This is a genomic window from Aureimonas sp. Leaf454, assembly GCF_001424685.1.
Classification (GTDB): Bacteria; Pseudomonadota; Alphaproteobacteria; order Rhizobiales; family Rhizobiaceae; genus Plantimonas.
In genome coordinates this window covers 38,484-51,118 of the sequence record NZ_LMQT01000012.1, presented here as the reverse complement: position 1 = coordinate 51,118, position 12,635 = coordinate 38,484, and the positions used below count along the sequence as shown (strand labels likewise).

Below are 12,635 nucleotides of genomic sequence, written 5' to 3'. Positions count from 1 at the left end.
CGTCCGCAGCCGATCACCCAAATCGACATCGATCGCCGAGACGGTTCGCCGCGCCGACCAAGGCCGATCTCCACGCCCTGTCTGCGGACAGGTGACGGACCTGTCTCCAGAAGGATCGCCGCTCATGGACTTGCAGCGTGACGAGACGAGAGCGATCGGCCGGTTGCCGATGCGGGCGCTTCAGGTCCCGTCGTCGCGAAGCGCGGGCGATGCGTCGCGCTCGACGGACGAGGGGCTGCGTATGGAGACGCCAGCGATCCGGGTCCGCGTCGTCGGTCCCGATGAATTCGCCGGACATGACCGCGAATGGCGCGACCTGGCAGAGCGCGCGGCGGTCGCCAACGTGTTCATGGATCCAGCCGTCGCCACAGCCGTCGCATCCTCCTCCCGCGAGCCGCTCCGGATCCTTCTCGCCTGGCATGAAGCCGACGCCGATCACGCCGCTCCCTTCCTCGTCGGGGTCTGGCTTGCCGCCCTGCGGCCGACCCGCGCGACATGGCCGCTCCGCGGCTTCGTCAGCCCGATCACGCCGATGGCCTATCTCGGAACGCCGGTGGTCGATGCCGACCACGCCGAACTGGTGTTCCTCAAGTTCCTCGAGGCCCTGCGCTGGGATCGCGGACTGCCGCGATGGATCGAAATCGGCGACTTCAGCGCCGGGCTCCTGCCCGACCTGCGGGCGGCCGTGGCGCGCCTCGGCATGCACGAGGACGTCATCGGCGCCCGCCGCCGCGCGGAGCTGCTGCCCTGCGACGATCCGGTCCGGTTCTGGTCGGCGACCCGCTCCAAGGCGCATATCAAGCAAAGCGAGCGCCAGCGACGAAAGCTCGGCGAACTGGGGCGAGTCGAGAGAACGATCACCGGCGATGCTGAGCGGATCGCAGCGGAGATCGACGAGTTCCTGGCGCTCGAAAGCGCGGGTTGGAAGGGCGCGCGCGGCAGCGCCCTGGCCAGCCGGACCGAGACCGCCAGGATCGTGCGCTGGATGGTGTCCGGGCTCGCGGCGCGAGGGCAGGTGAAAATCCATGCGCTCCGCCTCGACGGGCGACCCGTCGCGATGAGCCTCCTTCTCACGGCGGGCCGCGAAGCCTTCACCTGGCGCATCGCCTACGACGAGGCGTTCCGGCGCTTCTCCCCCGGCATCCTGCTCCTCGAGGACGTGACACTGGATCTTCTCGGCGACCCCACGGTCCGGCGGACCGATTCCTGCAATCATCGGGATACGGGGTTCCAGGCCGAACGGTGGACCGATCGCCACGATCTCATCGACGTCCTCCTCGACGTCCGGAGCCGCAGTCCCGGCTTGCTGCGGTTGCTGGCGACGCGCGAACGCGCGCTGCGCCGGCTTCTCGACCGCCTGCGCGACGCCCGTCGGTTGGTGAAGGCGCACATTGCGGCGCGGCGGAAGGGCGCCGGTCGCTGACGCGAGCCAAACGCCCGCGCAACGGACGTCCGCACGCGGCCCTGCGGCATGGACATGGCGAGGCGCCGTCGCTCCCGCGTCGTTCGCGGGCGACGGCGCTCGTCGCTTGAACCGGACGTTTGCGGTCCTATTCCGCCGCGATGGCGGCCTTGCGCTCCGGTCGGCCGTCGAGTTCCATCTCCACCTCGACGAGGAGATCAGCCCGGCTGGCGGCATGACCGAGGCCGAGATACTCGTAGCCGAGTGCGGCGAGCGGAGCGGGATCGAGATGGTTGCGCAAATCGATGACGAGAGGTCTCGCCATGGCCGAAGAGAGCTCCGCGAAGGGTAGGGCCGCGAATTCGGGCCATTCCGTCACGATCACGACGGCGGCGGCATCCGCAAAGACGTCCTCGGCGGTCGCGGCGAGCTCGATGTCCGGAACGATCCGCCCGAAGGCCTGCATCGCGACGGGATCGAAGGCGACCACCCGCGCGCCCGCCTTGATGAGCTCGTCGATCAGCGTCACCGCCGGCGCTTCCCGCACGTCGTCCGTGCCCGCCTTGAAGCTGAGGCCGAGAACGCCGATCCGGAGATCGCGCACGTCGCCGCCGAGCCGCTCGACGACGCGGGCGACCATGGCCCGCTTCTGCCGTTCGTTGGAGGCAATCACCGCCTCCGCGATCGGCATCGCGCCGCCCGCCTCCTCGGCGATCCGCACGAGCGCGCGCAGATCCTTGGGAAAGCAGGACCCGCCGAAACCGGGTCCGGCCTTCAGGCCGGCCGGACCGATGCGCCGGTCGAGCCCGATTCCCTGGGCGAGATCCGTCACGTCGGCGCCGACCTTCTCGCACAGGAGCGCGAATTCGTTGACGAGCCCGATCTTCGTCGCGAGAAAGACGTTCGAGGCATATTTGATCATCTCGGACGTTTCGACCGTGTCGAAGGCCAGAAGGCGATAACCGCGCGTGGTGAGCGGCGCATAGACGCGGCGCATCAGCGCCAGTCCGTGCGGCGACGAGGACCCGAGGACGATCCGGTCCGGTGCCAGGAAATCTTCGATCGCGCAGCCCTCGCGGAGGAACTCGGGATTGGAGACGATCGCATAGCTCTCGCGCGGCAGCCAGCGCGCGACCTCGGCATCGAGGCGTGCGCAGGTGCCGACGGGAACGGTCGACTTGATCACGAAGACGATGAACCCGCCGTAGCCCCGTTCGGCGCGCGCGCGCGCGGCCTGGAGCACCGCGTTCCGCAGCGGGCCGACATCGGCATGGGGGCCGTCGGCGGCCGTCGGCGTGCCGATCGCGAAGAAGAGGACGAGGGTTTCCCACGCGAGAACCGACGTGATGTCGGTCGAGAAGGCGAGACGGCCCGCGGCGACGTTGTCGGCGACGATCGCGTCGAGCCCAGGTTCGTAGATCGGGATGTCGCCCTTCGACAGCCGGGCTATCTTCTCGGCATGGGTGTCGACGCAGAGCACGTCATGACCCATTTCGGCGAGGCAGGTGCCCGTGACGAGACCGACATAGCCCGTACCGACGACGCAGATCTTCAGCATGATGGTCTCCAGAGTTGAAAATGCCGGCGTCGGCACGGGCCGGCGCCAATCTCGTGGATCGGCATCATCGAGCGCCTCGCGCCGACAGGATCGCGGGCAACGTGCGCAGGAGGATCAGGAGATCCAGCCGGAAGCTGCGATGCCGGATGTAGCGGGTGTCGAGGTCTTCCTGATCGGAAAGGCTGCCGTCGCTGCGGGCCTGGATCTGCCAGAGGCCGGTCAGGCCCGGCATCACGCTGCAGCGCAGCTGCCGGAACTCATCGCTGAAGGCGGCGAGATGGTAGCTGGGAAAGGGGCGGGGGCCGACGAGGCTCATCTCGCCACACAGGACGTTCCAGAGTTGCGGAAGCTCGTCCAGGCTGCTGCGCCGGATGAGGTTGCCGATGAACGGCAGGATGCGCGGGTCGCGGGTGAGCTTGAAGCAGCGCCGCCATTCCTCGGCCGCCGCCTCGTCGCTTTCCAGGTGACGAGCGAGCCGGGCGTCGGCGTCGACATGCATGCTGCGCAGTTTCCAGACGCGGAACACGACGCCGTGGCGACCGACGCGCGGCTGCGCATAGAAGGGCGAATGGCCGTCCAGGCTCCAGATGAGCGCGGCCAGCAGCGTGATGATCGGCAGCGCGATCAACAGCAGAACGGCGGACGCGACGGCGTCGAAGGCGGCTTTCCCGGCGGCTGCGAGCCTGTCGACGGAAAGCCCGTCGAGGCCGTCCGTCGGCGACGGCGGACCGGCGAAGCCTGCCGACGCGCGGCCGGCGAGGGCGATGCCGGTTCCCGACGTCAGCCCCGACGTCAGCAATGGACGTCCGGAAGGACCGGTGACGATGTCCAGGTCGGAATTTGCCAGAGACATGACATGGCTCCACGTTGCGTCGATGCCGGGCGGCATGACGGTTCACGGTCGAGGGGAGGGAAGTGGAAGGAGAGCCGGGCGATGACCTCCGGAGCCGGAGGGGCGCGATGTCATCGCCCGGCTTGACCGATCAGCGCGGTGCCGCGACGGCCGCCAGAGGTGCGTGATGGGCGCCGGCGCCGCCCAGCTGCTTGTCGATCCAGCGATAGGTCGGCACGATGCCGGTGCGCAGGTCGATCTTCGGCTCCCAGCCCAGCACTTCGCGAAGGCGCGTGTTGTCGCTGTTGCGTCCGCGCACACCTTGGGGGCGCGACAGGTCGTGACGTTTCACGAGCCGCTTGCCCGCCGCCGCGGAGACGATGTCGACGAGCTCGTCGATCGTCACCAGCTCGTCGGTGCCCAGATTGAGCGGCAGCGCGTAATCCGACCGCATGAGCCGGACGAGGCCCTCGACGCAATCGTCGATATACATGAAGGACCGCGTCTGCAGACCGTCGCCCCAGATCTCGATCTCGTCGCCGTCGCGGGCCCTGGCGACCTTCCGGGCGATCGCGGCCGGCGCTTTCTCCCGGCCCCCGTCATAGGTGCCGAGCGGACCGTAGACGTTGTGGAAGCGGACCACGCGGGTCTCGAAGCCGTAGTCCTGCGTGAAGTATTCGCAGAGCTTCTCCGTGTAGAGCTTCTCCAGTCCGTAGCCCTCTTCCGGAGCGGCGGGAAAGGCGTCCTCCTCGCGAAGCGGCACGACGTCCGGCTCGTGCTGGAGATGGGACGGGTAGACGCAGGCGGAAGAGGAGTACAGGAAGCGCTGCACGCTGGCCCGGTGCGCCGCTTCGATCATCCCGACATCCATCCTCGTGTTGTTCAAGGTGATCTCGGCATGCGACTGGCTGATGTAGCCGATCCCGCCCATGTCGGCGGCGAGGTGATAGACTTCGTCCATCCCTTCCACCGCTGCCGCGCAATTCTCCCGATCGCGCAGGTCGATCTTCAGAAATTCGTCGGCGCTGCTCGGCGCGTATTCCGGCAGCTTGATATCCGCTCCTCGAACCCAGTGGCCCTCCTTCTTGAGGCGGCTGGTCAGGTGATGGGCGATGAAACCGCCCGCTCCCGTGACGAGGATCTTCTTGTCGCGACTGTGCATCGGCATTGCGATTCCCCTTACTGAACGATGCTTCGACGCTGCTTTGCGGAACCATCGAATGTAAGGGCGGCAAAGGGGATAGCCCGCTTTCTCTAGGGAAGGATGCCGTGGTTCTACGATGGTCGCCGAGGGACGTTCGCCCGCGTTCTCCGGCGAAAGGCGGTTCGTGGACGGTCGAACGCTAGCGTCGGCGATCTCGGCGCCGCAGGCGGGCTCGAGGCGCGTTCGCCCGAGCTCATCCCCGTTCGATGTGCTCCCTCTCACTGGGAGTGCTCACATTGCGCTGCACTCTACGCATTGACGCAACGTCGCCCACAAGAATGATGGAAGTCATTCCGGTGAACGTTGGCGGGCGGCTCCAGGTCGTCAGCCGCGGGGCCGGAACAACCTATCTCAGTGCGCGAAGATCTCGAAGGATTTTGGGATGAGCAAGATACTGGTCACGGGCGGATCCGGATTTCTCGGAACGCATCTTTGCGGATATTTGCTGCGTCGGGGGCACGAGGTGATCTGCCTCGACAACTTCTCGACGTCCTCCCGGGACAACGTCGCCGAACTTCAGCGTCATTCGCTGTTCCACCTCGTGGTCGGCGACGTGAGATCGGCGATCCGGTTGGAGGCCGATCAGATCTACCATCTGGCATGTCCCGCTTCGCCGCCGAAATACCAGGCCGATCCGGTCTTCACCATGGAGACCTCGGTTCTCGGCGCGATCAACGTCCTGGAGATGGCGCGTCGCACCGGGGCGCGGGTGCTGATGGCCTCGACCAGCGAGATCTACGGCGAGCCGACCGTCTCGCCCCAGGCCGAGACCTACCGTGGCAACGTCAATTGCTGGGGACCGCGTGCCTGCTACGACGAGGGCAAGCGAAGCGCCGAGGCGCTGTTCTTCGACTATCACCATCAATACGGCGTCGACGTCCGCGTCGCCCGCATCTTCAACACCTACGGACCTCACATGGCGCCCGGCGATGGTCGGGTGGTCTCCAATCTCATCGTGCAGGCGTTGAGGGGACAGCGAATGACGGTCTACGGCGACGGGCGTCAGACGCGCTCGCTCTGCTATGCCGACGATCTCGTTCTCGGCCTCGCCGCGCTGATGAACAGCCGGGAGGTGCCGGGGCCGATCAATCTTGGCAACGATCACGAGACGAGCGTCGGCGACGTCGCCAAGACGATCCGCCAGCTGGTCGGCGGACCCTCGCAGATCCACTTCATGCCGTTGCCGCAGGACGACCCGACGCATCGCCGGCCCGATCTGACGCTTGCGCGCCGGCATCTCGACTGGGAACCGCGAACGCCTCTCGTGGAAGGGCTGCTCAAGACGATCCGTCATTTCGAGGAGGCCCTGGACATCGCTCGCGGCGATGCGAGCGGCTTCATCGCCGAAGCCGCGGAATGACGGTTCGTTCGCAGGACCGCGACGCCGTCACCTGCCAAACCGTCCTGTCCGAGCGAGGTCAACTGCCGTGAGCGTCTTAGATCCCAGCATCAATTTCGCGCCGTCTTGGCGGCCGGCGACCTTCGACGTCCTCGACGTTCCGATCAGCGCGATCGATCCGGAACAGGCCGTGCGATCGATCGAGCAATGGGTGGAGGCGCGAGCCCGCACCTATGTCTGCATCACGGGTGTCCACGGCGTCATCGAGTGCGGTCGGGATGCGGCCCTGCGCAAGATCCACGAAGAGGCGGGGCTCGTCACGCCCGACGGCATGCCGCTCGTCTGGATGGCGCATGCCCGAGGCCTCTCCGCAGTCCGCCGCGTCTATGGCCCCGATCTCATGCGCCGGTTGAGCGCGCGCGCGCCGAGGACCGGTCATCGTCATTTCTACTACGGCGGCGCGGAGGGCGTCGCGGACGAACTCCGGCTGCGCCTCCAGGCGGAGAATCCGGGCCTCGACGTGGTCGGCGTGGTGTCGCCGCCCTTTCGCCCCATGACGGATGCCGAGGATGCGGATCTCGTCGAGACGATCAATCGGGCCAAGCCGGACATTCTCTGGGTCGGGCTCAGCACGCCCAAACAGGAGCGCTGGATGAACAGTCACCGGGGCCGGCTGGACGTTCCCGTCATGATCGGAGTCGGCGCGGCGTTCGACTTCCTCTCCGGCAGGAAACGCCAGGCACCGTATTGGATGCAACGTTGCGGACTGGAATGGTTCTTTCGCCTGATCAGCGAGCCTCGACGCCTTTATCGTCGCTACTTCACGATGATCCCACTGTTCTTGTTCAGGGTTTTGCGTGGGAACAACAAGCCGCGACGGCTCATAAAATAAAGCTTGTTTTGTTCACCTAACGGTAGGATTGTATGTCAGCAAGACTAATTAGACTTGCTCAGGGGTGTAGACTTCCTAACCGATGGTTGTGAGTTTTGCATTTCGATCCTGTCTCCGACGAGTGGTGGCATGACGTTGCATCGAAGTTCGAGCATGAATGAAAAGCGGTCTCCTGTTGTTTGGTGGGGTGCGGGTACATGGGGAAGCGTGCGGCAGTCGTGATCTGTGACGAGGGTCAACTCTTTCGAGAGGGTTTGGCGTCTCTACTGCAGCAATCGAGGTTCAAGATCCAAGCGGTCTATTCCGAATTCGAAGACATGGAACAGAAGCTTGCAGCTTCGTCGGCGGAGCTGCTCTTTCTGATCGGGTGTCAGACGGCCTCGCCTTCTGATCTTCAGAAGATCTCGGCCTTCAAACATGCGCATCCGGGTAGTCACGTCGTTCTCCTCATCAACTCCTGTTCCGAAAAGCAACGCTGGGAGGCCGCTCATTGTGGCCTCGACGGGGTCCTGTTGAAGTCGATTTCCGCCGAAGTCCTCTGCCTCAGCCTCGAACTCGTGCTGAAGAGCCAAAGCGTCTTCATCGTCGATCCGGAATCCGGCGACGACGATCCTCCGCCGGATGATCGGATCGAAGTGTCGACATCCAGCGACGTGATCGAGCTCAGCGACGCTACGACGTCGGCCGGAGATCTGCCGAACCCGCCGCGCGACGGCAACGACCTCGTGCACGAAGCCGTGCCGCCCATCCAGAACGTCATGGTCTCATCGCGTCGCGAGGGCCTGTCGGATCGGGAATTCGAAATTCTCGACTGCCTCGTCAAGGGTCACTCCAACAAGGTCATCGCTCGGCGATGCAACATCACCGAAGCGACCGTGAAGGTCCATCTGAAGGCGATCCTGCGCAAGATCAGCGTCGCCAACCGCACGCAGGCCGCCGTCTGGGCGATCAATCGGATGCATCGGATCTCCTCGCCGGCCAACGGCCTGTCGTCCGCCCTGTCCATTCCGCCACCGTTGACGGTGAATGGAGACGGCCGGGAGCATCCTGACGGCGACGATGCGGAGGAGGGCAGGTTGGCGCATGTCGATCCGCCGGCCACGCTGTCGCTGATCAAGTCCCGGTCGCTCGGAGGCCTGCCGTCCTATCATCGTTGATGGCTGGATCCGTGCAGTCGAGGCCGAATCCATTCGTGGGAAAAGCTGTCGTCGACAGCGGGTCGGGCGGTGTGTTCGAGCTTGACGGCGCCGCCTTCGACATGAATTTCGGCGCACCGACGGTGCCGCGCGCCGAGATGCGCCGGATACCGGCGCTTCACCCTCGACAGGGGCGCCGACCGGCGAGGCGTTGCCGGAACGGCTCGTCGCCATCGATCACCTGTCGTTCGAACACGCAGCGGTTGAAGCTTTCGGGTTACCACCGGAGATAGCCTCGATCGGAACAGGCGCTGGCTCCATGCTCGCGTCATGTCAAAGCCGACCCCCGGACAGCGCCAATGGTTGATGCAGCTACGCCATGCGTCGGCGAGCGATCGCACGCTCGTGCCCAGTCCGATCACACTCCTGTCCTGCGTGCGCCGGGGTTGGACGGAATACCGCGTGACGCAGGGCGGCGTGTGGGAATGGGTCGTCACGGATGCCGGCAAGGCGGCGCTCGAGACGACGCCCCCGAAGCCGAGGCGTCGCCGGCGAACCGCCGCAACGGAAACGGCGGAGCCGGACTGAAGAGGCCGACGGCTTCCGGTGCTTTTGCCGCCTTATGCTTCGGCAGGATTGGCGTCGTCGCCGTAACGGCGAGGAGGAAGCCGGGAGGAACGAACGTGGACAGGGGAGGCGAGCGCGCCATGGCGGAGACAAGTCGCGGCTTGCGTCCGGGTCGATCCCGCCCATGGTGAGCCCGGTGGCGATGGCCCGGGCCCTCGGCTCGGGACGGGCAGCTTTGGTCCGGTGCGCGACCGCTCACCCCGCCGTGTCCATCGAGTTGGCCACGTGCGAGCGCTTCGCGGCCTTGGAGTCCGAATGGCGCGACCTCGTCCGACGTGCGGCGGTGACGAACGCATTCTTGGAGCCGGCGCTCGTTTGCGCCGCTGCCGCCTGCAGCGGCCGCGCCATTCACGTCCTCCTCGCCTGGGAAGCCGCGTCCTGCTGCGCCGACGCGCGGCTCCTCGGCGCCTGGGCCTTCCTCGTCTGCCGTCCGTCTTCGGGCTTGCCGATTCCGGTCCTCACGAGCCCGGTGCACGACCATGCCGCACTCGGGACGCCGGTGATCGACGGCGCGTTCCTTCTTCCGGTTCTCGATCGTTTCCTGAAGGCCATCCGCGACGCGCCGGACTTGCCGAAGATCGTCGAACTGCACGCGGTCCATCGGGCGGGTCCGATGGGCAAGGCTTTGCAGATGGCGTGTCACGCCTTGGACATCCGTGTCTTCCATCTGGATCCGAGGCGGCGGCCTTGTCTCGATGCGGCAGCGCCCGCCGTTCCCATGAGCCGCAGTCGCGCCAAAGCGCTCCGGCAGAAGCGGCGGCGTCTGGCGGAGGAGGGAGCCGTCTGCCTGTCGCAATCCACGCGACCCGACGACGTCGCGGCCGACCTGGAGGCGTTCCTTGCCCTGGAAGCCGCCGGCTGGAAGGGTCGTGGAACGCGGCGCGGGCAGGCGATTTTGCGGACGCCGAACCTCGCCGCGTTCTTCCGTGCGGCCGTGCCGGCGCTTTCCGCGTCGGGCCTTGCGTCCATCTCGACGCTCAGCGTCGCCGGCAGACCCGTCGCCCTTCAGCTCGTCCTGACCTCGGGGCGCACGGCCTTCACCTGGAAGACGGCCTACGACGAGACGAGACGAGCCTGCGGACCGGGCCTTCTGCTCCTCGAGGACGTGACGGCCTCGTTCCAGGCGTCGCGAACCCTCGACCTGGCGGATTCATGCAATCATCGCGACGACGGATACATGGCCGAGTTCTGGAGCGGACGAGTGGACGTCGGCGACGCCGTCTTCGACGTCCGGCCCGGCCGATCCCCCGCCCTTTGTCTCGTCGCCGGCGGTGCGCTCATGCAATGGCGGTTGAAATCCCTCGCGCGGGCTCTGAAGGCCCGGTGGCTTCCCCGCCTGCGCCACATCTGGCTCCGGGCGGCGAAGATCGGCCGGGCGAAGGCGGCCGGCCGGGAGATGCCCGTGCCCTGACCCTTGCCTTTGGCCGATGGGAAACGGCAAGGGCAGGCGACGGTACGGATGTCCGGCCGGCCTCCGCTTGGGGGCCGGCCGGACAAAGACATCAGACGAAGAGGAAATCGTTCGCCTGGAGCGATGCGACGTTCGTCTCATTGATGATGACTTGGCTGCTGCCGACGAGGATCACGGCGCCGTCGGCCGTATCCACCGCCACGTCGAGCACGTCGTCGAACGAGGCGAAGAGGTCCGCGGGCAGCGAAACACGGTCGTGCTGTGCACCGTCCAGCACCATATCCTCGATCGAGTCGGTGCTGCCGTCATCCGTGAAGACGAAGAGATCGGACCCCGCTCCGCCGAAGAGAAGCTCGTTCGCCACATCGGCGTGCAGCGTGTCGTCGCCCGCCAGTCCGTAGATCTCGACGGAACCGGGCTGGCCGCGCAGAACGTCCGCACCGGCGGTGCCGACGATATCGGTGCCATCGGCCGAGACAGGCCTGCCGCTCGTGGCCGGCGTGGTCGCGGGTACATCGACGACGGGAGCCTCCCCGGACGGAACGGGCGCCGGCTCGGCGGGACGATCCGGAGTCGCGGGCGCTTCGGCCTCCGGCGCGGCGGGCTCCGGCAAAGCGGGCTCGGTGACGACGGGCTCGGTGATGACGGGCTCTGTGACTACGGGTTCGACCACGATCGATCCCGTTTCCGACAGCCAGGCCAGCGTGTCGGGCGGTGTGCCCTCGATCACGACCGATCCGTTGTCCTGGTTGGTGTCGGCCTGGTAGGCGGCCCAAGTGTCGCCGCTCGCGAAATCACCCCACCACCAGTGGTTCCCGCCGTCCATGTAGTACTGGTTGTTGCTGAAGACGTTGTTGCCGTCGAGAAGTCCGGCTTCGTTGAAATCGGCGACGCCGCCGGAGCGGCCGTCCCCGCCGGTCGAGACGAGAACGTTGTCGTGGATCGTGTTGCCCGTGGTCGTGTACGCGCCATAGGCGCCGGCGCCGCGGTCCTGCTGAATGAGCGCGATGCCGTTCAGGCCGTCCGACATGTCGATGCGGTTGCCATAGATCTCCACATTCTGGGAATTCTGGATCTGCACGGCGGCGCCCCAGAGCCAGTCGCCCTGTGCGGCCGTGCCATTTCCCGCGAAGGTGTTGTTGCGGATGACGGCGTCGTAGGAGATCTCGTGGTTGATGCCGCCGCCGTCGTTGTTGACCACGAGATTGCCCTCGTAGAGCGTCCCGATGTTGTCGATGTCGGTCCAGAGGCCAAAGCCGCGATTGTCGTGGCTGTAGTTGTCGCGCACGATGAGGGCCGTCGTTTCCGCGAACTTCGTGCCGCCGCCTTCCCAGAACGGATCGATTCCCGACCACGTGCCGTTCGAGGCGATCTCGTTGCCCTCGACGACGATGTCGGCGCCGTTGCCGCCGATGCCCATCTGGCCGTTGTCATGGACATGGTTGCCGATGATCTGGCTTCCACCCTGAGCCGTGATGCCGACGCCGTAGTTCGAGCGGACTTCGTTGTTCTGGATCGTCCAGCCTTCCCCGCCCTGAATGGCGCCGTGCTGCGTCGGCGCGTTGAACTGCTGGATGACGAGATTGGAAATGCCGACGCCGGAGGCGTCGGACTCGAAAGCGGCGCTGGCGACGCCGGCCTCAACCGTATGACCGGCCGGGTTGTCCGCCAGGAAGATCTTGTCTGCGGCATAGTCGAAGAAGAACGTTCCCGCCGTGACGTCGGCGACAGAGCCCACGGGAGTCAACGGACGGCCGTCGATGAACAGCGTCTCGGGATAGCCGCCACGCGGCGCGATCGCCTCGTCGGTCGCGATGCGGAGGCCCTCCTGCGTCTGGCCTCCCGCAACGAACAGGGAACCCTCCCGCTCGAAGCTGGTCAGCGTGCGGGACCCATCGAGGACGGCGCCCTCCTGACCGATGAAGGTCTGGCCGTTCTTCGGGACGATCGCCTGTGCCAGACGATGGACTCCGCTTTCGAACACGAAGGTCGAACCTTCGGGAGCCGCATTCACTCGGCTCTGGTAATTGTCTCCGATAGATAAGGCGATAGAATTGGCGGGTGTCTGAATGTTAACAGGGCCGCTGGTCAAAGTATTCGTTGCAGGCATGTAGCTCTCAATTTCATTTCGACGGGGTGAACTTGAGTTTAGAACAAGACCTAAATGTGAAAAAACGATTTATGCAGCTTTCAGTCGCATTGGGGATCTGGGACTTGGGATTGGCTTTGCATTT

General features: G+C 65.9%; 10 protein-coding genes. 6 read left to right on the top strand and 4 right to left on the bottom strand.

The window, feature by feature from the left end; translation table 11 throughout:
* The first annotated feature begins 124 nt into the window (after positions 1–124).
* Positions 125–1,423 (top strand): GNAT family N-acetyltransferase, encoded by a 1,299-nt coding sequence (locus ASG43_RS09120; RefSeq protein WP_056503446.1) that lies wholly within the window; start codon positions 125–127, stop codon positions 1,421–1,423.
* 127 nt (positions 1,424–1,550) lie between these two features.
* Here the strand turns inward: ASG43_RS09120 and ASG43_RS09115 are convergent, their stop codons facing one another.
* The 3 genes from ASG43_RS09115 to ASG43_RS09105 all read right to left on the bottom strand — a co-directional run bounded on the left by ASG43_RS09115 (position 1,551) and on the right by ASG43_RS09105 (position 4,954).
* Complete coding sequence (locus ASG43_RS09115; RefSeq protein ID WP_056503444.1) at positions 1,551–2,960, bottom strand: UDP-glucose/GDP-mannose dehydrogenase family protein; 1,410 nt, start codon at positions 2,958–2,960, stop codon at positions 1,551–1,553.
* Positions 2,961–3,024: 64 nt separating this feature from the next.
* Positions 3,025–3,813, bottom strand: a complete 789-nt coding sequence (locus ASG43_RS09110; protein WP_244488043.1) for a sugar transferase — start codon at positions 3,811–3,813, stop codon at positions 3,025–3,027.
* Positions 3,814–3,943: 130 nt separating this feature from the next.
* Positions 3,944–4,954 (bottom strand): NAD-dependent epimerase/dehydratase family protein, encoded by a 1,011-nt coding sequence (locus ASG43_RS09105; protein ID WP_056504399.1) that lies wholly within the window; start codon positions 4,952–4,954, stop codon positions 3,944–3,946.
* Positions 4,955–5,378: 424 nt separating this feature from the next.
* Between ASG43_RS09105 and ASG43_RS09100 the strand changes: the two genes are divergently transcribed.
* The 5 genes from ASG43_RS09100 (at position 5,379) to ASG43_RS09080 (ending at position 10,401) form a co-directional block, all read left to right on the top strand.
* Entirely contained in the window at positions 5,379–6,356 is a 978-nt protein-coding gene (locus ASG43_RS09100; protein ID WP_056503438.1) for a UDP-glucuronic acid decarboxylase family protein, read from the top strand.
* 67 nt (positions 6,357–6,423) lie between these two features.
* The gene (locus ASG43_RS09095) at positions 6,424–7,227 is read left to right on the top strand and encodes a WecB/TagA/CpsF family glycosyltransferase (RefSeq protein ID WP_244488042.1); all 804 of its coding nucleotides are present in this window, start codon (positions 6,424–6,426) and stop codon (positions 7,225–7,227) included.
* Between the two features lie 512 nt (positions 7,228–7,739).
* Positions 7,740–8,384 carry a helix-turn-helix transcriptional regulator gene (locus tag ASG43_RS23275; protein ID WP_244488041.1) on the top strand — a complete coding sequence of 215 codons (645 nt, stop codon included), beginning with the start codon at positions 7,740–7,742 and terminating at the stop codon, positions 8,382–8,384.
* A gap of 309 nt (positions 8,385–8,693) precedes the next feature.
* Positions 8,694–8,951, top strand: coding sequence for a hypothetical protein (locus ASG43_RS23090; RefSeq protein ID WP_210168273.1), 258 nt, complete (start codon positions 8,694–8,696; stop codon positions 8,949–8,951).
* A 322-nt stretch (positions 8,952–9,273) separates the two neighbouring features.
* Positions 9,274–10,401: a GNAT family N-acetyltransferase gene (locus tag ASG43_RS09080; RefSeq protein ID WP_162244695.1), complete on the top strand. Its 1,128-nt coding sequence runs from the start codon at positions 9,274–9,276 to the stop codon at positions 10,399–10,401.
* A 91-nt stretch (positions 10,402–10,492) separates the two neighbouring features.
* On the opposite strand, the gene ASG43_RS09075 is transcribed toward ASG43_RS09080, so the two are convergent.
* Positions 10,493–12,385, bottom strand: a complete 1,893-nt coding sequence (locus tag ASG43_RS09075; RefSeq protein ID WP_200939498.1) for a right-handed parallel beta-helix repeat-containing protein — start codon at positions 12,383–12,385, stop codon at positions 10,493–10,495.
* Positions 12,386–12,635 lie beyond the last annotated feature (250 nt).